Genomic DNA, 21,130 nt, shown 5'->3' with positions numbered 1-21,130 from the left:
GCGCGAAAGCCCCCCATACGGCCTCTCTTTGGGGCTGGTCTGGCACCGGACCGGCCCTGGCCTGCAACGGCTCCGCCGACCTTCTTCCCCTGACCGCAAGCGGTCATTCCTCGCGAGCCAACAAGCTCGGCTGCCGCCGTCCTTCGCTGATGCTGCGGTCCTGCGGATGCAGTCCGTCCAATCCGTCGCCTCTCGACCGCCATCGAGGCCGCATCGGGCGGCTTCGAACAACCTCAGGAGATACGACAATGGCTCAGATCGGCACCTTCACCCGCGACGAAACCGGCACCTATGCAGGGACCATCAAGACCCTCACCCTCAACGTCAAGGCATCCATCAAGCCCTGCGACCGCGACAACGATCGCGCCCCGGACTTCCGGGTCACAGCAACGGGTGTCGAGTTCGGAGCAGGCTGGAGCCGGACCGCCCGCGAAACGGGCGCCGAATACCTCTCGCTCAAGCTCGACGATCCGTCCTTCACGGCGCCCGTCTACGCCTCCCTCGTCCAGGGCGACAAGGGCGAGCACAAGCTCATCTGGTCTCGCTGACCAGAACCACGGCGCTCCGCTCAAAGCGGGGCGCCCTCATTCGATCACATAGCCCAGCGCGCGATAACCCAATCGTCGCTTTGCGGCCATCCGGGCCAGCACCGGAACGGTGCTGTCGACATAATCGACGACCAGGACGTCCCGCTTGCCATCATGCTGGCGATGCAGACGGCCGACATACTGCGCCAGAGTTCCCTTCCAGGCGATCGGCATGGTCAGGAACAACGTGTCGAGCCGGGCGTCATCGAAGCCTTCCCCGATATAGCGCCCTATCGCAAGTATCAGACGCTCATCATCGTCTGCGACATTCAACGCCGTGTTGGCTTGCTTGCGATCCTTCGCCGACATGCCACCGCGCAGCACCACCAGATTTTTCACGAACGGCGAGAACTTCTGCTGCAGATAATCGAGGTGATCCTTCCGCTCCGTAAGAAGGATGGGCGAACGTTTTGCCTCGAGGGATTTCAGCACGTCATCGAATATCAGGTCATTTCGGCCTTGGTCCTGCGCAAGGGCCGCATAGATCGCTGGCATTGACGGGCGCTCTGCCGAGACGAGCGACGCTGGCAACTCAAACTTCGTCGAACGGTCGCGGGCACGGTGGCGAATGCCACGCTCGGCAGCTTGAACTCTCGCATCGACCCGATGGCGAACGGGCCCGCATTGCATGAAGATAATCGGATGATGTCCGTCTTTTCGGGCGACCGTCGCTGACAGCCCGACGACATATCGCGCCTTCGATCTGCGAGCGACAAGTTCAAAACTTGCAGCGGACAGATGGTGGCACTCGTCGACAATCAGATGACCGTAATTGCCGACGATGTCATCGACCTCGCCATTCCTAACCAGGCTTTGGATCAGCGCTACATCAATGATCCCTGTCGGCTTCCTTTTCCCGCCACCGATAGTGCCGATCTGCTTTGGGTCGATGCTCAAGAAGGAACTCAGACGCTCAACCCACTGGGTGAGAAGCTCCCTGCGGTGAACAAGAACAAGCGTGTTGCGGCTTCGATGTGCAATGAGTGCAGCTGCGACAACTGTTTTGCCGAAGGCGGTCGTGGCGGCGAGCACGCCGTTATCGTCGACGACAAGAGCATCAAAGGCCCGCGATTGTGGCCGTCGCAGTTCCCCTAGGAACGAGACGCCGACGGGTAGCGCGTCTCCGTCCTCGCGGTGATCCTCCAGAATGGCCGTCGTGCCATGGCTCTTAATGAGCTCAATTGCTTCGTCGAAGCAGCCTCGTGGCAGCGCGACATGGCGTGGATGAAGCTCGGCACAGGAGATGATCCGCGGCTTGCCGAATGTCGGCAATCGCATTGCTTGCGCACGATAGAATTCCGGGTTCTGGAATGCTGCCAGGCGCACGAACTGCGCAATCAGCGCGGACGGAAGCTCGGTCCTATCAATGTAAACCTGATCAGCGATCACGACCTTGATGCTTTGCGGGATCGCAGCCTCAATTCGCCGCGGCTCGCTACGACGTGACGGCAACATCTTCCACGGCTCATCGGCATGTTCGTCATCGACTGGCATACGGACGCCCAAGACCCGCCCCGACAATTCGGCTTCGTCGGCAATCCTGAAGACTTCGTCCGCCGATAACCTGGGCAAAGACGACAGGTATGCCCACTGGTCATCGTAAGGTCGTAGGTCGCCATCGACAAAAACGCTGTTGCCATTTTCACGGGCTTTCCTTTGCAGAGGAAGCGCGATCAGATTGCCGAAGCCGCCAAGTGGCATCGTGTCCTGGTTGGGGAAGAAACGGTCGTAAGACGTGAAGCCGATCTCAGGACGGTTTTCCATCGTCTCCGTTATTAGCGCGGCACCAAGTTGTCGTGCGATCTTTGCGGGAACGGGTTCGGAGAAGAATATCCAGACATGGCCACCGTTTCCAGACCTCGACCGTTCGAGGGCAGCGGAAATTCCTTTTGCACGGCAAGTGGCCAGCAGAGCTCTGGTGTCGTCTACCCAGCTTTCCTTGTCGAAGTCAGCAGCAAGGAACCAGCATGTCTCGTCCTGCAGCAATGGATATACGCCGGCAACAAAGTCACTTGAACGGGCATCTCCGCCACGAAGGTGCTTTTCGATGATATCCTCGGAATATGGGATGAACGCCTGATGCGGGCAGTCCCCACATTTCACCTTCGGCTTGCCGCAGATTCCTTTCGCCCACTCATTAGAACAGGCCGGTGAATAGCCGGAGCGTCCGTCCTTCTTGTTGTTCCAGCCAACCGGAAAGACGTCGGGACGTCCGGCAAACAGCTGCCGGAACAACTGCACCTTTTCCACTGACGGTGAGCTGTTTGTCACAGGAGCATCTGCGAAGACCGGCTTATCTGCGTGGGCCTGGCTATCGGAAATCAGCTGCTGCTTAAATGCTTCCAGCTCACGCTCAAGCGCCATCTGCTCGTCACTCAGTTCGGCTAACCGCCGTCGAATGCGAGCAATGTTCTCCCAAGCATCATTCTTTTCCGCCAACTTTGCAGCTTTCGCCTAACTGATCGTGGGTATCAGCATAGGCCAAACGCGTCCCTATTTTAAGACGCACTATCCATCACCGCCTCCGGGATTATGCGGAGCAGGATCCGCCGAAATCATCGGCAAATACAGCCTTCAGCGACCGGCACTCCGCATAATCACCGTCTAAGCATAATCGACGCTGCCGGCGTAGACGCGGAACTGCGGGCCCTTGTCGGAGGGGTTTTCGACCCGGGCGATGCGGGCCTTGACGTTAAGGGCGAGCGTGCGGATGGAGCCGGTGAAGCCGTTTTCGGTGGAGGTGAATGTGCCGATGGTTGCCATTGTCGTATTCCTTTTCTCATGTTCGGGCCACGCCCATCGCGGCCTCGATGGCTGTCGCAAAGACCGGTGACGATCGGACCGCACCCAATAGGGCCGTAATGCAATGAAGGGCGGCAAGTCGCAAATTTGTTAGTCGGAGAGGAGGAGCCTAGCTGGGGTCCCCACTCGACTTGTCGAGTGGGGTAGGTTGGCTCCGGGGTAAGAAATTTGCGGAATGCCGTTGCGGGAAGACGATCGAGGCGCAGCCGGTCTCCGGTCAGACATGCCTCATCGAGCCCGCAGATGGGTTGCCGGAAACTCTAGCGTGAAGGGATATGGCAATGGTGTTCCGCCGCTCTCGCCTGGGCACGAATGGCATCTTGCGCCATCCCCCGCTTCGACCGTCGTTGCTGATTCAGTCGGGACACAAGTTCGTGCAAACATTGGCTCGCTTGCCCGATCTCCCAGTGAGATATCGTTGCATTCGCGAATCGCAGCCCGGAGGATCAATGCGCCAGCAGACCAAGCCGTTCATCGTCGAACGTAGACCGACCCGCAAACCCAAACCCGACGCTCAAAAACCGTCAATCTGGGGAAGGCTGGATGCTGACATCGCACAAGGTCTGAAGGACCAACGGAACATGGAACAGGGGGCCGCCACTGGTGGTGACGACCGCGCCTGAGCGTCAGGCGGCAGCCTTCACATCCGCTTCCGGCTGCAAGGAATGCAGGAAACTCACGGCGCGCTGCGCATGGGCTGCCGCCTGGAAGATCGCCCGCTTGTCGTTGGCCAGCACCGATAGCCACGACTGAAGATAGGACGCATGATCCGGCCGCGGCTCGAGCTCCGGCGCGATGCCGAGATCGGCGCAGAGAAAGCAGCTCCCGAGCTCGGCAATGAGTTCTTCGCGCGCGCGCTCCGTCCGGTCCTTCGCATAGCGCGATAGATCTCGTCCGACGCGATGTTCCGCCGCCGTCCAATGGGTCGCCTCATGGCTGAGGACAGCCGCGTGGCCGGCAGCATCGCGAAACGCTTCGAAGGGCGGCATCTGGATAAAGTCCATGACCGGTGAATAATAGGCCTGATTGCCACCGTGCCGGATCACGGCGCCGGTGTTGCGGAAGAAGAGATCGGCGCGCTCTATTCGCTCGACAGGATCCCGGATCTTGGCCGGCGGGGCATGATAGGTGTCGGGCAAACCGTCGATCTGCTCGATATTGAACACAGAATATGCCTTCAGGAACGGAATTTCCCGATCAACATCATTGCCGTTTCCGTCGGCTACCGACTTTGTGAAGCGGCTGGCAAAGACGACGGTCGAGCCCGTTTCGCCTTTCCGCACGGCCCCACCCAGCTCGAGCGCCTGTTTGAAGGTCATCCACATCGAGGAGGAGAAGCCCCGCGATACCTGCTCCGACCACAGGAGCAGCACGTTCATGCCGGAATAGGGCAGGCCGTTGTGGCGCATCGGTCGGCTGATGCGACTATGCGTGTTGGCGGCGCTCCATGGTTTCATCCAGGGGCGCACGCCCTGTTCGAGATCTTCAACGATCCGATCAGTGATCCGCGTGTAGATATCCGCACGGTCCGATTCCGATTTCTTTGTCATGAGTTCTTCTCCTTTTCCCAGGACCGCGCCTGTCGCGGTCCGTCACGGAGGTCCGAAGTCAGGGGCCGATGGCGCGGCCATGCACCGGAACGGCCGTAACAGCGTGGAGGACGGCAAAGCCGTTGCATGGGCGCCCGGCTCCTGCAGGACCGCCGAGCGGGACGGGCCGCAATAGGCGCGTCTTCAGCCTTTCTTCTCGAGATGGAAAAGGCCGGCGCCCACGAGCGCCAGCCTCGGAACATGAAGAAAGAGCGGGGTGCGACCCCGCCAATGTGTTATACGAAAGCGGCCAACTGAGCTTCGGCCGCTTTGCGGTCGAGCGATGCGCCCGGATTTTCGACCGGCCGGTCGAAAGGTTTCCAGGTCTCGCCGATGACCTGTTCGTAAGCCGCGACGGCGCCCTCGGCTGCCATGCGCAGCGCGTGCGATTGGACACCCATGTCGGCCGCGAACTCCCGCTTGCGCTGGGCAGCGCTGTCATAGCCGACCGGACCATCGAGATCCTCGTCGCGGGCATCGTTGGACGCCTTGGCCGTTGCGTCGCGCGCCTCTGTGACGGCGCGGGAGTAGAATTGCCCGGCGCCATGCGCGGATCCGACAAAGGCCCCGACGATGCGCTGGAGGTGGATCTGCATCGCCTTCTCGCCGAGGCCTTCGGACAGGCTTTCGGCGGTCTCGACGATCAGCCGCTCGTGAAGGCTGCGGATGCCATCGCTGTCGACGACTGCCGTGCCGAAGCTTGTCGCGATCTTGGACGCCTGGGTGGCGTCGGGGCAGGAGAGGCGGACCATTTCGAGGGTTGCGCCCTTACGGAGTTGCGACGACCTGGCGTTGGAGCGGTTGGGGGTAGAGGGCTTGGCCATGTCTGTTCCTTCCTTGGTTGCGAAGCGGTTCCGGCCCGTGCCGGTCTGCCCTTCGATGCGGACGACCAGGAACCGGCAAGGGACGGGCGGCTTCACAGGTTCGATCCGGCTGAGCCAGCAGGGCAGGGTTGCGGGCCAGCAGGTCTTGACCTGAGCAGACCTCGCGAGCCTGCCCTCGCGCAGAGAGGCTGGATCGGCCGCCCCGCGGCGCGACAGCGGCCTTGAAACGACCGGCCGCCGGTTCAGACCGCAGCGAACAAGAAGGGCAGTCCGGCACGGGTCCGATATCAATCCCAAGGCAAGCGATAGACATGGCCAAGCCCCCAATGACGATGACGTCGAAGCCGGGTAAGGACATCGCCTGGTCCTTTCGCCTCGGGTCTTCCTATATCGCCGGATGCCGCACAGGCTCGCAGTCGCGATGCTGGAACGCCCCGATGACTTGCTCCTGCATCGCCAGCGTGCAGACGAGCGTGTCGAGTTCGCCCCAGCGCTCGAAGGCAAAGCGGTCCGCAAGCTCATGGTAGTGGGGACGGGGACTGGACCGGCGCCGCACGCGGCTCCGGACCTTCACCGTGGTCGCCTGTCTTCCGGCGCGCGCCGCAATCTGACGGGTCAGACAATCGAGATGCCGCTGGGTCTCGCGCCGGGCGCCGATTGCTTTCGCCAGCGGCCTCAAGAGGCGGATGTCGATCATGACCCATCCCCCCGGTTTCGCCAGCCAATGAAGGAGGAGGGGCCATCATATTCAGGGTGGCGAGCGAGATCGATGACGAAGCCGAACCGCCCCCGCCCCGCATATTCGTCGCTTGCCACCAGAAAACGGCGTTCTTCACCACCGCGGATATGGCCTCCGCCGATCTTCGCCACGACCTCCGTCATGCCGGGGCGCTGATCGGACAAGATTGCCGACATAGCGATGTAGTCCGCCGCATGGCGTTGACCGAACGCCCGGCGATCCCTGGCCCAGCTCTCACCCTCGGCAAGCGGGCAACCGCGGATCGTCTCCCAGACGTCGGGCCAGGTATTGCGGAAGGTCTTTTCTGCCATCGACCGCTCGTAGGCGGTGAACAGGTCCGGGAAACTGATCGCGACGATCGCCCATTCGCAGTCTTCCTCGTACCAGGGCATATCCTTCCGCAGCAGCGGATGGACCTTGGCATTGCGCTCTGTCGACAGATGGAAGCCGCCATGCCCTGATGTCATGTGGGCGACGACGCCCACTGCGTACACGACCGCCATCTGCGATCCGCCCCATGGTGTGCTTACCGACATGCGGGTTTGCGCGCGGTGCAGCTTGGCCACATCGCGTTTGTGATCAGCAGTCTCGGCAACGCGCGCCCGGAACTCGGCCTCATCGGCAACCCGGCCGTCATGCCCGATGAATTCTGCCCGCGTCAGATCGGCGAGTGGCCGACGGATCGCACCGGCGCTTGCAACAAAAGCAAAGCCGCTGGGTGATGTGACCATGGCAAGGACCAGGTCACCGATGCGGGCCAGGGGCAGGCCGTCTGCGCTGGTGGCAAACTCCACCCCCGAAAGATCGGGGGTGGAGTTTGCAATGTTCGACTGGAGGGCGGCGGTCATGCTGCATCCCTCAGATCGACATCTTCATCATAATCATCATGACCGGGCAAATCCGCATCCTGCGGCTCGCCACCGACCGCATCGTCGGTATCGTGTTCTGGCTGATCTACTGATAGGTCATCGAGATCGCTGTCGCCGTGATTTTGGGACCCCGCGTCAATGACATCCGTGGCGGCGCCTGCCCGGATCCAGTCCAGCAGTTCGTCAGCCGGCGGCGCGAAGCGGGCCGACGCATGCACGAAGTGCTTAGTTGCGAAATGCTCGACGAGCGCTGTACGCGTCTCGCGGACCTTCGGGCGCGGCTGGACCGATGCCTCAGCGCAAGAGGCTTCCAGTGCCTGCCGCGACAGGCACATGAGGAATTCTTCAGAGCCCATGTTTGGCAGGAACGCGTCGGCGCCGATCGCCTCGCCGGCGATGCGCGCGACCATGCCGCTGTTCGACATTCCCCGCCTGCACGAGAGGACGTCGATCAGCACCGAGCGGGCGGCGACCCGAAGCGTGTCCTGATCGAAGGCGAGCTTGCCATGCTCGTCAAACAGTCCGACGGCATGACGCGAGAAGCGCTTGCCGCCGTAGAAGGTGCCATCTGCGCCGGAGTCGATGCGGACATTCTGGCCGGCGAACGCCAGGACCATCAGCGCCACCAGCATATCATCCTCGATCGGCGCGCGACCGAGCGCATCGTGCAGGGCATCAGTGCGGAAATCGCCGATCATGTCGTGGCCCTTCTGCGTGACGTCGGGCCGGGCTTTCGGCGTGGCGACTGCGTCGGTGTCATCGCCGCCAGTGACCGATCCGTCGCCAACAGCACCCTTCGGCTTCGCCGCCTCGGGCATGCGGTAGTGCACCGTCTGGACCTTGCCGTCACGATCGAGGTAGAGCGCCGTAAGGTCGGACTTGGACGGCTTGCCGTAAACTTGGGATCCCTTCTTCGGCAGTTCCGGCTGGCCCCAGCTGTTGACCTCGACGATCGCGCCGCGCTTCGGCAGGTTGCTCGTCATCCATTCGTGCTGGGCGCCAAGAAAACCTTCGACATTGGTGGTGTAGCGACCGTCCTCGTCGGCCGGTGCGAAGAGATCCTCCACCCATTCGATGCCGTAGGCCTGAGCCAGATCGTCACCGAAGCTCGCGTCCCTGGCATACATGCGCTTTTTCGTCAGCGCATTGGCGATCTGCCACCAGGCAGCGGTGTCACCCTTCTTGGGGCGGTTAGCCTTCCAGACCTCCTTCTGGTCGACCTGGCCCGCCGCCGCGATCACCCGCAACTGCTGCTCGGACGGCATGTCACCCAGCGCCATCTGCTCCAGCATAGCTGGCAGCACATTGGCAAGCAGGCGCAGCTTACGGATCTGGCGGACAGGAAGAGCGAGAGCGACGGCGATCGCTTCCTCGGTCCAGCCGAGAGCAACAAGGCGTTCAATACCTCGCCATTGGTCTACCGGATTGAGCGCTTCACGGACGCTGTTCTCGACCATGGAACGCATCGCGCCATTGTCGTTGGCTGCATCAACGACGAGTATTTCGATTTCTTCGAGACCGGCCGCGATGGCGAGACGCACCCGACGATGCCCGGCGTCAATGATATAACCATTTCCGCCATCCGTTTCCGGAGCGACCACCGGCGGCTGAACGATGCCGACGGCCTTGATCGTCGCCAGCATCAGCGCATCGGCCTGCGGCGACGACTTCGACTGGCGCATTCGGTCGGGGTTTTCCTTCAAAGCGCGCGGGTCAACCTTGATGATCTGCATGGGATTTGTCCTTGTCTAGAGGGTTCCGGACCGGCGCCATGCCAGCCCTTCCTGTCTTCATTTTTCTCGAAGACACCTCCCGGACCGCCGAACGGCCGGACTGACGCAACTGCGGCCGAGCATCCCTGCTGCGAAGGACGAGCGGGGCTGACAGCCCTGCGAAGAACGAGTAGCCGGGATGGCGCAGGCGGCGGTTGAGCGCACGCGTCGGCAGGAGGACCGATCTGCGACCGGTTCTTTCCCTCCTCCTTCTGTTCCATTTTTCCATTAGAAGAGCGGTCCACGTACGCCGAGGCGCGAACGACATGAAAAACCTCGACCGGAAACCGAAACGCAAAAGGGCGCTCGACCCGCGAGGGGAGCGCCCTTTTTCTGATCCCGGACGACATCAAAAGCCACAGCGATTGCGGCGGCAGGACATCATCTGAACGGGAAGTGATGCTCAGATATTGTTGATGGCAGGAAAATTCAAGTCGCGACCGTGAACACTCGCTGATAAATGTCGCCGTCGTCCAAGAGTGCCAGTCGAGGAAAGATGCATACAGATCCTGCAACCCGGAGGGCCATCGCACAACGCGCCATCGATCGCGCGAGGTCCCGTGGTACGCCGATCGACGAGGACCCAATCTTTATGGCTCTGCTGGATGCATGGATCAGTGGCGACATCGACATGTGTACGATGCGCGAGCGCTATCTCGACAGTTTTTCTCGCAAGGAAGAACAGCACCGTGGTCGTCAGCCTGGCCAGAATGAGATATCTCTGGATGATAATGTGCAAGAAAAAAGGGCCGACGGAGTAACCCGCGGCCCATAAAGTGTGGAGATCTTTGACCTCCAGAGGGGAACAGCTGCGGCGGCGGAACTGGGAGGAGACCGCCATATGCATCAGCTGTAGGCTTTATGCCTGATTTTTGACCAATCGGAAAACATTTATCGTGCAATGCAGCTATGCGGCCAGTGCGTTGGTCTCATTGCCGAGGTCAGCCGCCAGCTGCGTTTCGATGTCACGTAGTTCACGCCTTTTCCGTTTCAGGTCGTCAGCGAACGCAAACGCTCCTCCGTCTCGCGAACGGTATGAGGCCAGCCGGCACTCGGCCTCTTCCAACCGCCGGCGATACTGAAGCTGTTCCTGCTCGAAGCCGTCGAGTCCGTGCTCCAGCCGTGAGATGGCGCCGAGCGGAGTCACCGTGATCGCCAGGTCGATCTCGTAATCGGCTCCGGTGCGTTGGAGCAGCGTCTCGTAGCGATAGCTGCCACCCTTGCCGAACCTCTCACCCTCATAGACGAGATCGAAGCCGCCGATCGTGGCAAGATGCACATCGCCCTCATGCTGAAGCTGTAGAAGCGTGAGGATTTCCTTCATCAGCGCGCGACCGGCCTCCTTGCGCTCGGCATGTTCTTTACCGAGCACCGTCATAGTGAAGGCATCGCCTGTGGTCGACTGTAGCCGCGCGATGTCCTGGCCGATTTCCTCAATCCGCCGGGTCGAGAGCTCGATTTCGCGCTCTGCATCACGCATCTGCCGGCGAACGGCGTATTGATCGTCCTCGTGGGCGGCCCGCAGCCGTTCGAGCCGTGCGATATCGGCTTCCAGGCCTGCCTTCTGCATCAACCGTTCATCGCCGGATGCGATCGCCTTCGCCATGGCGAACTGGTTGGCCGCCCCTTCACCAACATCCTCCAGTCGCCTGATCGAGGTGTCGCCAGACAGGGCCGCGGCAATGAACCGGGCTTTGCGCTCATTGTTCTGCCACATGCTGGCATCCAACGAGCCTTCCGTCGCATAGGCGAAGATATCGACCTCGTCGTGCTGGTTGCCCTGGCGAACGATCCGGCCTTCCCGTTGCTCGATCTGCGACGGCAGCCAAGGCACATCCAGGTGATGGAGCGCCTTCAACCGAAGCTGGGCGTTGACGCCCGTGCCCATAGTTTCCGACGAGCCGATCAGGAAACGAACCTTGCCGGCCCTGACATCGCCGAACAGTCGCTGCTTGGCCTCGGTCTTCTTGAAGTCCTGCATGAAGGCGATTTGCGGGGCGGGCACGCCGAGCCGGACCAGCTCGTCGCGGATAAAACGATAGGCCGAGAAGCCGCGGGACTTCTCGACATTGATCGTGCCGAGATCGGAGAAGATCATCTGCGCAGCCCCTGGTAGATCGAAGTCTTTGCCGTCGGGGCGTCGATAGATCGCCTCGCCGGTATCCTTCCAGATCCCGTAGGCATTGCGGACGAGCAGATTGAGCTTGTTGTTCTCCTCGTTGTCGGTCGCCGGCATGACGAAGCGCAGGTCGATCGCCGCATGGCGCCCATCAGTGATGACGGACAACAGAATGTCGTCGCCCGACTTGGCGGGCCCCTCGCGCTGCTCGATCGCCTTGATCCTGCTGCCGAGGGTCTGCTGATAGGTCTTGAACAGCGCCGTCGGCTTGGCCGTCATGATCTGCCGCCGGCCGGTCGAGATGTTGGGCACCTTCACGTATTGCCGCAGGTCATTCGGCATCACCACATCGGCAAACGAGCGGAACATGGCGATCAGCTCGGGCACGTTGACGAAGGAAGCAAAGCGGCTGACCGGCTTGTATTTTCCCGATGGCTGGATTTCGAGTTCGGTGGTCGTGTCGCCGAAGCAGGAGGCCCAGGCGTCGAACTCGTGCAATCCGCGCTCAGAAAGTGCCGCATGACCGAGCAGGCGCTGGATGGAGAACATCTCGCCAAGCGTATTGGTGATCGGCGTGCCGGAGGCAAGCACGAGCGCGCGGCCTGGGTTCCGAGTCTCGATGTAGCGCGATTTGACATAGAGATCCCAAGCGCGCTGCGAGCCATTCGGATCGATGCCCTTCAGCGTCGACATATTGGTGGCGAAGGAGAGCTTGCGGAATTCCTGCGCCTCGTCGACGACGATCTGATCGACGCCGATCTCGGAGATGGTCAGAAGGTCGTCCTTGCGGGTCGCCAAGCCTTCGAGCCGCTCCTGAAGACCTTCCTTCAGCCGCTCGAGGCGCTTGCGCGAAACGCGGTCCTCGCTGTCGACCTTGGCCATCAGGTCTTCGTAGAGCTGCAACTCGTCCTGGATCATCTCCTGTTCGAAGGCAGAGGGTACCGCGATGAAGCGGAACGCCGAATGCGTGATGATGATCGCATCCCACGTTGCAGTCGCCGCACGCGACAGAAACCGGGCGCGCTTGTCCTTGGTGAAATTGGTCTCGTCAGCGACGAGAATGCGGGCATTCGGATAGAGGCTTAAGAACTCGCGCGCCGCCTGCGCCAGGCAATGGCCAGGCACGACCAGCATGGCCTTGGCGATCAGTCCAAGCCGGCGCTGCTCCATGATGGCCGCCGCCATCGTCATCGTCTTGCCGGCGCCGACGGCGTGAGCGAGATAGGTCGAGCCATCGGCAATGATCCGCCAGATGCCGCGTTTCTGGTGCCCATAAAGAACAAAGGCGCCAGAGGCGCCGGGAAGTTTCAGATGAGAGCCGTCGAATATGCGCGGCGCGATGTTGTTGAAACGGTCATTGTAGTCGCGGGCCAGCCGGTCGGTTCGATCCGGATCGGTCCAGACCCAGTCCTGGAATGCCTGCTTGATCCTTTGGAGCTTGTCGCGCGCGGCTTCGGTATCGACAACATTGAGCACCCGGCGTTCGCCATCGGCATCCTTGAAGACGTCGAAAATCTGCGGGACTCGACTGTTGAGCGCATCGGCAAGCAGCTCGCCGGCATGCCGGCGGCTGGTGCCCCATTCGGATGTGCCAGCGGCGCTATAGCCGAGCTGACGAGCCTCGACTGTCCATGAACCAAGCTCCGGCATATGATGGATGCGGATATCTGCGTCCATCTTTTGCCTGACGAAGGCGACGACATCGGCGGCCGGGATCCAAGGTGCGCCGAGACGGGCGGTAATGTCGGAGGGGCGCAAGTCTGCCGGCTGAACGACTGCCAAGGCGCGCACGTTGCGCTCATACGTCGGATCGAGCTCGGCTGCGGCCTGCGCGGCAGCGAGCTTTGTGCGGACGGCCCCTGAGAGATATCCGTCTGCCGTCTTCCACGATCCATCGGCCGGATCACGGAAGATGGCGTCACCCAGTTCGTCGACCACAGCCACAGGATCGCTGTGCAGCAGCTCAGCGACATGGTCGATATCGACGTGGCCTCGTTCATTCAGAACGACGGCGAGCGCATCTGCAGGAGACGTGATCGTCGGCGCCGCGGGCGGAGCAATCACGCGTTCGGAAAAAATCGCACCGGGCTTCGCGGTGTCGGTCTCCAGATCGTAATCTTCGATTGAGGCCACAAGCCAGCAATCCGGGTCGTCGCGGAAGGGAGCCAGGTTCGGCTGGCGGTGGGTCTCCTTGACCTCACCGGTCCCGGCATCTTCCTGGATCAAGACTGTTGTGTGGTTGATCGGCCCGAAATCGCGCACAAAGCTCGACCAGGCGATGCGCAATCGCACCTGGAGATCGCGCCATGGCCGATCGGTTTCCTGCGCCTTCAGGACCTCGCGCACTGCATCGCGGATCGGGATCAGCTTTGAGACGATCCGGACGTACTTTTCCGGGACCCCATCGCCTGAGCGCCCCTTACGGACGGTGACCGGCACGGTGGATCCGTCGAGCATCTGCATCAGACCCTTTGACCGGTCGAGGAAGAAGCTGCCCTCGCGAACAGTCCCGCACTTCGGCTGCAGATCGACGATTTCGCCGAGTTCTTCCTCCAGATCAATATCGATCGGTGTCGGTTCGCCGTCATAGAGATCGGCCGGCAGAAGCTCGATGGCAGTGGCAATGGCGGCTTCGAGATCCTCTCCATCGCGTGGGCGGCATGTGTAGGTCTCGCCGAACGGGCCGGAGGTCAGGGCGTGTGTGCCGAGCACGAGGTCCGGATGCCGACCAAACCAGCGATTGACCCTGATGGCGCCTTCGTCGTCGGTGGCCGGCGTGATCTCATCGACATCGAGCCACAGCTGATTTCCCTCCGGCTCTCCGGGCTTGCGCTTGCGGAAGAAGAGGATGTCGACGACGACGTCCGTGCCGGCGTCGCGACGGAAGCTGCCCTCGGGCAGGCGGATTGCTGCGATCAGGTCGGCGGATTTCGCAATATGCTCCCGTGCCGTGGTATCGGCCTTGTCCATGGTGCCATGCGATGTGACGAAGGCGGCGAGCGCGCCGGGCTTCAGCAGGTCAATCGACCGGGCGATGAAATAGTCGTGCAAACGAAGGCCAAGCGATCGGTAAACGCGGTCCGAGCGGACGGTGCGATCAGAGAAGGGCGGATTGCCGATGGCGAGATCGTAGATCGGAGCCAGATCCGTACGGGCAAAGTCGCCATTTATGATCCGCGCCTTCGGCTGAAGCAGGCGGGCGATGCGAGCGGTGACCGGATCGAGCTCGATCCCGGTAACATAGGCGGCGTCACGATAGGGCTCTGGCATCAGGGCAGGGAAGAGCCCCGTGCCGATGCCAGGTTCCAGCACCCGGCCGCCGCGCCAGCCCAGTTTTTGGACCCCAGCCCAAATTGCCCTGATGATGAATTCCGGCGTGAAATGCGCATACTGGGTGCAGCGGGCAAGCGACGCGTAGTCGCACTCGGAAACCGAGGTCTCCAGCAAAGAACCAATATCGTCCCAGCCCTGGCGGAAATCGACCTCGCCCGGCCGACGGAACATGCCATTGGCCAGTTCGCCGGCGCCGAAGCCGGTGAAACGGATCAACTGCGCCTGTTCTTTTGGCGTCGCCGGCCGGTCCTGCTTGGCAATGCCGTCGGCGATGAGGATCGCGGCGACATTGGCGCGGGCGCGATCTTTCCAGGAGGACGCCAGCTTGCGGTCGCCGTCCAGATAGAAGTTTGCCCGAAGCCTTGCGCGCCGGACGGGCGTGGTAGCGACGGGGACGGCAGGAGCAGGTGCTGGCGGCAGGGGATCCGGATCGTCATCATTGGCGGCATTAGACGAAAACCCGCCGAACGCTGTCACACCAAGTCCGAGGCCGGCGACAAGCACATTCGAGCCGAACATGTCGAGCGTGAAGGGATCGTTGCTCATGGGAAAGCTCCTTGAAATGAGGGCGAGCGCCATCGCTCGGCCACGGAGAAGGCCGCTTAGGGCGCGAAATTTGCGAATGATGATCTGGCTCAGGCGGCCAGGGCTGAGGGGAAGTGGCGTAGATGCACCGGCAGCTTGGCCGCGATCTCGTCGTCAGACAGGGTGTCGAGCAACTTCAGGAACGTGCCTTCACTGCCACCGTAGAGCATCACCGTGCGATGTCCTTGCATCTGCTTCGGCCAGCGGTCGCCGGCATAGCCACGATAGTCGTCGGTCGTCGTGCTCCAGATGTGCTCAAGCCGTTCTTCGCGGCTCATCGCCCGGACTGGTCGGGTTTCGCGGTCAACGATTGCGGTCCGCATCGCCTCCACAGAGTTCGGGTCCGAGAGGTCGCAGTAGGTGTGAAAGTAACGGACCGCTTCGTCGATCCGGATCGCGTAAAATACCGAGGTCACCGACCCGGTCATGAACTCACGCATCGCAAAGATCGGCCCGCGCATCCAGAGCGGCGGCAGGATATCGAGCATATAGGAGTAGGAGGTTTCATCGATCTCGAACCATTCGCCGGCATAGACGGCAGACTGGTCGCCATCAAAGCGGTCCGGGCGCATCGCGTGCCTGTCGAACATCCGGAACATGTCGGCGCGCTTGGCCGCTCCTTGAAAGATTTTGCGGGGAGGGGCTATAGAGGTCATCAGCTTGATCCTTTTCGGGGTTTTGGACCGAAGGCAGCACAAGTCGTTTCAACCTTGCCATTCTCTTCAGTCCTTCATGACCCCTTCCACGCTGCCGGCCTCGTGTCCGGCCGGGTCAAGGGCCGGCGCATGCCGGGCGAAGCCTCCCTTGATGCGGCCGGCGCGCATGCGGCAGGCCCCGTTATTCCCTGCGGTTTTCCTTTCCCGTTTTTCACTTTCCCTGTTTTGGAGAACCTCGTTCCAATCCTCCGCCGGCGGACGGAGCCGCTGCCAGTCGCAGCCGGACGCCTCGGCGAGCGCGCGCAGTCGCTCGGCGTACACATCACCCTGAGAATTGGCATCGGTCGCGGCCACCAGTGTCAGTCCCGGCCGCACAGCAAGTTCGGCAAGCGCCGCGTCTGTCGCCGGAGACCACCCGCCGCCAGTGCTGAGATAGAGAGTTTGCTCGCGCGAGCCCTCGAGCGCTGCGAGGCTCATCGCGTCGATCGCGGCCTCGGTAACGCAGAGACGAGAGGCATCGCTTGGTCCAAAACGGAAAAGAACCTTAGAGCCCCCGGTGGCGAAGCCACGCCAGTCGGTACCGCGCTCTTCCCAGCCGACGACGCGTCCCTCGCTATCGACATGGGCCGCCCACATACTGCCGAAGGGCCCTTCCCGAAGGACACCCGCTCGAATGGCCTGCCGGGCGATGGCCGTCGGGATCCAGCGCTCCCAGCACAGATAGCGCCAGGCACCGGATCCGGGCGAAGGCGAGCGCCGGCTGCGCCAACGGTCGCCAATGTCTTTTACTGGCACTGAAGACCGCGAGGACTTCCATTCCGACCGGGAGAGTTGATACCCGACAATTGACGCGACCGCTTCCGTTGCGGACGGGAATGAAATTCCTTCCAGGAACATGGCAAGTCCAAAGACATCGCCTTTCTCATCGCTGAGCGGATCGAACCAGCCGCGTCCGTCATGCGTGACAATGACGATGTTGCCGCCACGCCGGTATTTGACGGCGCGTCGCGTGCTTTCCTTAATATCGATGTCGTAACCGGCCTGCTCCAGTACGGCTTCGCAACTCACCTTGGCGCGCAGCGCCTCCAACTCTTCTCTCTTCATTGTTTTCCGATCACTTGTCGATCGCCCTTCTTTTCCAATCCGCATACCTGCGGCCATCCTCGTTTCCGCCGCGAAGAATGGAGGGGGCAAGGGCGCGGCAATCAAGGTGCAGATTTGCACCGGCCGCGGCGGAGCTTCCCTTGCGGCCGACAGGTCGCCAGCGGCAGGGACATGCGGGTCTCAATGAGACCCGCGGGGGAAATATTCGTGCTTATGCTCACCTCCGCATAAGCATGAATATGCGCCGTGGTGACTTATGGTCACCTCATGCTCAAACGCCCTGCCTGGCAGGGCATTTCCGCTTTTCAACTGCACATAATCGGCTCGCTGAGCCGCGCTCCTCAGCGTCGGGCAGAGAAACGGAGGCAACCTGGCAATTGCAACTCTGAACAGAACAGGAGAACGCAATTGCCGACCCCACTACACCTCCGTCTTCGAACCGAAGACCCCGGAAACATTTTGTCGCCGCTCGCCCGGATGGTCCAAGACCATTGTGAGCGCCGTGATTATGAGGCCGCGCGCCGGCGCCAGTACACCGCCGTCGTGCTCCACTTTGGCTATTGGCTGGCCGACCGTGATGTCGCCATGGACAGTTTTAGCACCGATCACATTGAGGCGTTCCTTGCTGAGCACCAGAACGGCTGCTCCTGCTTCTGGAAGATGCGCACGGGGGTGAAGGCGATGCGATACGCTTTGAACCTTGCGGTGAAAATGAGGGCGCTGCGCCTGATCCCACCCACGAACCTATCGGCGATTGATCGCGAAGTCCTGGCATTCGACGCCATGGTCGCCGAAGTTTGGGGTTTGTCCGAGGCTTCACGCCGCAAGCATAGCAATATCGTCCGGCGCCTTCTCGTTGGAAGTGTAAGAGACGGCCGTGTCGATATGGCCGACCTGACCCCCTTGCACATCCGACAGTTTGTGCTCGGCGGGAACAGATGGAAGCCTGCCACCATTCGTAGCTATGCGGGCTCGGTCAGATGCTATCTACGATATCGAACGCTGGTGGGCGATGACGTTCGTCGCTTGAAGAGAGCCATACCAGCGCCGGCGATGAGAAGCCCGACCAAACTTCAAACAGGCTTCAGCCCTGCGGAGCTGGAGCAATTGTTGGAGGTCTCGGCGGAAATCGGCCAAACCCGAAAAAGAGTTCATGCCATCGTAAGGTGTTTGGCCGACCTGGGAATGCGGTCAATCGAGATAACTCGCCTGACGCTCGATGACATCGACTGGGAGAAAGGGCTGATCCAGGTGCCCTCCACCAAGTCACGCCGGTCCGATCCTATGCCGCTCCCATTCGCGACCGGTGAAGCGATCGCCGACTATATCGTCCACGAGAGGCAAGCCACGCAACACAGGGAAGTCTTCGTCCGGCATGTAGCGCCTATCGGAGAGCCGATCACCCCGCGCGCGGTGCAGCGATCGGTGTATGCGGTTTACGAGCGGTTGGGCTGGGACTGTACCAGAATCCATATCTTCCGCCACACGATTGCGAGCCGCCTGGTCAACGGCGCCGTGCCGATGAAGCAGGTTGCGGACGTGATGCGGCACAGGAGCGTGGTGACAACGGCGGGCTATGCTCGCGTGGATCAAAACAGGCTGGCGGCCGTGGCCCTGCCGTGGCCGGGAGCGCGGGCATGACTGGATCAACAACGATGCTGTCTCGCGCCGAGACCTACCTTGCTTACCGCTGAAACCTTGGCTTCAAGCTGAAAACTGCGGGGAGGCAGATCATCTCCTTTGCCCGGTATGCCGACGACAGAGGACACGAAGGCACCCTCTCTCCCGATATCGCGCTCCGCTGGGCAAAGGCCAACGCGACTATTGCCGACCCCTTCACCTGGGCAAAACGCCTGGAGGTGTTGAGGCCATTCGCCACCTTTCTCGCGGCAGAGTACGGCGAAACCACTTTCCCAGCCACCAACCCCTTCGGTCGCACGAAACGTCGGCTTGCCCCGCATATCTTTACTATCGAAGAGATCACGGCCATCATCGCCGAGGCGCATCATATTCGCCGTGTTCAGGCCGCCGGGACGCTCATGATGCCCGCCCTGGTCGGGCTGCTGGCTGCGACCGGCCTGCGGATATCAGAAGCGCTCAGTCTCCAGCTCCGCGATCTGGATCTTGAAGCGGCGCAGATTTTAGTCCGGGAAGCGAAATATGGACGTCAGCGCCTTGTCGCCCTCCACCCGACCTCGGTTGCCGCGCTCGAAAATTTTCTTGATCGACGAAACGCGATATTCCCATCCAGCCCGACCGATCCGGTCTTCTTGAGCGAACTGTCCGGCAAGATGCTGACCTACATGAACGCCTGATATGCCTGGTTCCGGATTACCCAGAGATTGGGGATCCGGCCGCGCGGTGGCCATCCGTTAGTGCGCATCCATGACCTTCGCCACAGCTTCATATGTCGCCGGCTTATCCTCTGGCAGCAGAGTGGAGCCGAGATCGATGCCGCGATGATGATGTTGTCCACTTATGTCGGGCACGTCAATTTACGCGATACCTATTGGTATATCGAGAGTGTGCCCGAGCTCATGGCGATTGCCGGCAGTCGCTTCGAAGATGCGGCTATCGTCGGAGGCGACCTCGATGACTGACACCGCGCCTTCCTTTCCAACCCTGCTGCAGCGTTTCTTCGTGGATCATCTGCGCCAGCAACGAGCGGTGAGCCCCTGCACGGTCGCGGCCTATCGGGATACGTTCAAGCTACTGCTGGCCTTCGCGGAGAAGCGGATCGGGAAATCCCCGACCGACGTGACCTTGCCCGACCTCAACGCCGACCTAATCCTGGCCTTCTTGGACCACCTTGAGCGTGAACGGGCCAATAGCGTCAGGAGCAGAAACGCCCGCCTCTCCGCCATCCGCGTATTCCTCAAATATGCCGCACACGAGGATCTAACCGCCTTGGCGGTGATTGAGCGCAGCCTCGCCGTCCCGCAGAAGCGGCACGATAAGCCTGTGCTCGGCTATCTCACCCGGCCCGAAGTTCACGCGATCATCAATGCACCTCATCCAAAAACCTGGGCCGGCCGCCGGGACCGAGCGCTGTTCGCGTTCCTCTACAACACCGGCGCACGCGTGTCCGAGGCCATCAACCTTCAGGTCGGCAGTGTCATTCTGGAGACTGCACCGGTCGTTCACCTGCATGGGAAGGGACGGAAGCGCCGAAGCGTGCCGCTCTGGAATGAAACCGCAAGAACCCTAAAGCGATGGATACAGGATCTCCGTGATTGTCGGCCGGACGCGTATCTCTTTCCCAATAGTTCAGGCGGTCGGCTATCCCGCTCCAGCGTAAGGCAACGCCTCGACCTCGCCGTCGATACTGCCGGCCGGGACATTCCATCGGTCAAGGCGAAACCGATATCGCCACATACCTTCCGGCATACGACCGCAATGCACCTGCTGCAGTCCGGCGTCGACCTTACTGTGATCGCGCTTTGGCTCGGGCACGAGGACACAAGCACAACGCATATCTATATGGAGGCCGATCTTGCAATGAAGGAGGAGGCACTCAGCCGGCTTCAGCCGGTCACCGCAACTGGCGTACGCTATCGGCCGCCTGACAAGCTTATGCACTTCCTGCAATCGCTCTGATTATGTGCTGCTTGTCTGCCGGCAGCCGCCCGCTCATCCGGGCAGCTGCTCGTGGGCTGAGCATAATCTAGAACGGCGCATATTCATGCACGATCTCAAGATCGTCTTCGTCATCGAGTTCGTCGGACGGAAGGACGCCGAATTCGTCGCCGGATTTGAACAGGGTGACGGGAACCATGAGAATGCGGGAAAGCGAAAATGCGTGGCTTTGGGCGAGTGCAAGATCCTGTGCCATGTGAGAAACCTCCGTCCGGAGCGGGCCAATCCCGCTCGATGGCTCCTCAAAGGACCGGGGACGGTCGCGATCACCGCGAAGCCGAAGGCGCAAGCGGCGGCAGCTTGCTAGCCGACCCCGATAGTGGGTTGATCGACGGAGATCCGGACATGGTCCAGGACGCCATCCATAAAGAGCGGGATTGGTTTGCTTCGGCGGGAATTGAGGTATCCGGCACAGATCGTTCACGGAAGCCAGCTCAGCATTTGTTGCCGAGCACCTGTCTGACCAGCCCACCAGTCAGCGACGGCCGGCTTTCTCCTGATCGGACAAGGCCTTG

General features: G+C 61.3%; 17 protein-coding genes and 1 pseudogene. 7 read left to right on the top strand and 11 right to left on the bottom strand.

Annotated features, from left to right (window positions below; translation table 11 throughout):
- Nucleotides 1–248 precede the first annotated feature (248 nt).
- Nucleotides 249–548: a DUF736 domain-containing protein gene (locus ACSQ8R_RS32670; protein WP_046797789.1), complete on the top strand. Its 300-nt coding sequence runs from the start codon at nucleotides 249–251 to the stop codon at nucleotides 546–548.
- Between the two features lie 36 nt (nucleotides 549–584).
- Here ACSQ8R_RS32670 and ACSQ8R_RS32665 read toward each other — a convergent pair whose 3' ends face one another.
- Both ACSQ8R_RS32665 and ACSQ8R_RS32660 read right to left on the bottom strand, forming a co-directional pair.
- Nucleotides 585–3,026, bottom strand: coding sequence for a TOTE conflict system archaeo-eukaryotic primase domain-containing protein (locus ACSQ8R_RS32665; RefSeq protein WP_046797627.1), 2,442 nt, complete (start codon nucleotides 3,024–3,026; stop codon nucleotides 585–587).
- Nucleotides 3,027–3,200: 174 nt separating this feature from the next.
- A pseudogene (locus ACSQ8R_RS32660) lies at nucleotides 3,201–3,350 on the bottom strand (DUF736 family protein); the annotation flags it as partial.
- Nucleotides 3,351–3,838: 488 nt separating this feature from the next.
- Here ACSQ8R_RS32660 and ACSQ8R_RS32655 point away from each other — a divergent pair.
- Entirely contained in the window at nucleotides 3,839–4,012 is a 174-nt protein-coding gene (locus ACSQ8R_RS32655; RefSeq protein ID WP_170253620.1) for a hypothetical protein, read from the top strand.
- A gap of 3 nt (nucleotides 4,013–4,015) precedes the next feature.
- On the opposite strand, the gene ACSQ8R_RS32650 is transcribed toward ACSQ8R_RS32655, so the two are convergent.
- The 5 genes from ACSQ8R_RS32650 to ACSQ8R_RS32630 form a co-directional block, all read right to left on the bottom strand.
- A complete protein-coding gene (locus ACSQ8R_RS32650; protein ID WP_046797628.1) occupies nucleotides 4,016–4,939 on the bottom strand; it encodes an ArdC family protein in 924 nt (307 codons plus the stop codon).
- 275 nt (nucleotides 4,940–5,214) lie between these two features.
- Nucleotides 5,215–5,802: a hypothetical protein gene (locus ACSQ8R_RS32645; RefSeq protein WP_046797649.1), complete on the bottom strand. Its 588-nt coding sequence runs from the start codon at nucleotides 5,800–5,802 to the stop codon at nucleotides 5,215–5,217.
- Nucleotides 5,803–6,187: 385 nt separating this feature from the next.
- Nucleotides 6,188–6,499 (bottom strand): hypothetical protein, encoded by a 312-nt coding sequence (locus ACSQ8R_RS32640; protein WP_046797629.1) that lies wholly within the window; start codon nucleotides 6,497–6,499, stop codon nucleotides 6,188–6,190.
- Complete coding sequence (locus ACSQ8R_RS32635) at nucleotides 6,496–7,389, bottom strand: DUF7007 domain-containing protein (protein ID WP_046797630.1); 894 nt, start codon at nucleotides 7,387–7,389, stop codon at nucleotides 6,496–6,498. Before ACSQ8R_RS32635 ends, ACSQ8R_RS32640 begins: the two co-directional genes overlap by 4 nt.
- A complete protein-coding gene (locus tag ACSQ8R_RS32630; RefSeq protein WP_046797631.1) occupies nucleotides 7,386–9,143 on the bottom strand; it encodes a ParB/RepB/Spo0J family partition protein in 1,758 nt (585 codons plus the stop codon). The genes ACSQ8R_RS32635 and ACSQ8R_RS32630 overlap by 4 nt, the downstream gene beginning before the upstream one ends.
- Nucleotides 9,144–9,774: 631 nt before the next feature.
- On the opposite strand from ACSQ8R_RS32630, the gene ACSQ8R_RS32625 reads away from it, so the two are divergent.
- On the top strand, nucleotides 9,775–9,957 hold the full coding sequence (locus ACSQ8R_RS32625; protein WP_170986376.1) for a hypothetical protein: 183 nt from the start codon (nucleotides 9,775–9,777) through the stop codon (nucleotides 9,955–9,957).
- Between the two features lie 132 nt (nucleotides 9,958–10,089).
- Here ACSQ8R_RS32625 and ACSQ8R_RS32620 read toward each other — a convergent pair whose 3' ends face one another.
- The 3 genes from ACSQ8R_RS32620 to ACSQ8R_RS32610 all read right to left on the bottom strand — a co-directional run bounded on the left by ACSQ8R_RS32620 (nucleotide 10,090) and on the right by ACSQ8R_RS32610 (nucleotide 17,036).
- Nucleotides 10,090–15,180, bottom strand: a complete 5,091-nt coding sequence (locus ACSQ8R_RS32620) for a DEAD/DEAH box helicase family protein (protein ID WP_046797633.1) — start codon at nucleotides 15,178–15,180, stop codon at nucleotides 10,090–10,092.
- A gap of 89 nt (nucleotides 15,181–15,269) precedes the next feature.
- Nucleotides 15,270–15,875, bottom strand: a complete 606-nt coding sequence (locus ACSQ8R_RS32615) for a DUF1419 domain-containing protein (protein WP_046797634.1) — start codon at nucleotides 15,873–15,875, stop codon at nucleotides 15,270–15,272.
- 66 nt (nucleotides 15,876–15,941) lie between these two features.
- A complete protein-coding gene (locus ACSQ8R_RS32610) occupies nucleotides 15,942–17,036 on the bottom strand; it encodes a DUF3991 and toprim domain-containing protein (protein WP_245282234.1) in 1,095 nt (364 codons plus the stop codon).
- Between the two features lie 402 nt (nucleotides 17,037–17,438).
- Here ACSQ8R_RS32610 and ACSQ8R_RS32605 point away from each other — a divergent pair, with 402 nt between their 5' ends.
- The 4 genes from ACSQ8R_RS32605 (at nucleotide 17,439) to ACSQ8R_RS32590 (ending at nucleotide 20,576) form a co-directional block, all read left to right on the top strand.
- The gene (locus ACSQ8R_RS32605) at nucleotides 17,439–18,620 is read left to right on the top strand and encodes a tyrosine-type recombinase/integrase (RefSeq protein ID WP_170986378.1); all 1,182 of its coding nucleotides are present in this window, start codon (nucleotides 17,439–17,441) and stop codon (nucleotides 18,618–18,620) included.
- A gap of 221 nt (nucleotides 18,621–18,841) precedes the next feature.
- Nucleotides 18,842–19,294, top strand: a complete 453-nt coding sequence (locus ACSQ8R_RS32600) for a tyrosine-type recombinase/integrase (RefSeq protein WP_052760556.1) — start codon at nucleotides 18,842–18,844, stop codon at nucleotides 19,292–19,294.
- 60 nt (nucleotides 19,295–19,354) lie between these two features.
- Nucleotides 19,355–19,579, top strand: coding sequence for a hypothetical protein (locus ACSQ8R_RS32595; RefSeq protein ID WP_156316096.1), 225 nt, complete (start codon nucleotides 19,355–19,357; stop codon nucleotides 19,577–19,579).
- Nucleotides 19,572–20,576: a tyrosine-type recombinase/integrase gene (locus ACSQ8R_RS32590; RefSeq protein WP_046797637.1), complete on the top strand. Its 1,005-nt coding sequence runs from the start codon at nucleotides 19,572–19,574 to the stop codon at nucleotides 20,574–20,576. Before ACSQ8R_RS32595 ends, ACSQ8R_RS32590 begins: the two co-directional genes overlap by 8 nt.
- Nucleotides 20,577–20,643: 67 nt before the next feature.
- On the opposite strand, the gene ACSQ8R_RS32585 is transcribed toward ACSQ8R_RS32590, so the two are convergent.
- Nucleotides 20,644–20,811, bottom strand: coding sequence for a hypothetical protein (locus ACSQ8R_RS32585; protein WP_035227145.1), 168 nt, complete (start codon nucleotides 20,809–20,811; stop codon nucleotides 20,644–20,646).
- Nucleotides 20,812–21,130 lie beyond the last annotated feature (319 nt).

The sequence above is a fragment of the Neorhizobium sp. LjRoot104 genome, from assembly GCF_964253725.1.
Classification (GTDB): Bacteria; Pseudomonadota; Alphaproteobacteria; order Rhizobiales; family Rhizobiaceae; genus Neorhizobium.
Note: the sequence above shows the minus strand (reverse complement) of the source record. Positions and strands in the feature narration are given on the sequence as shown.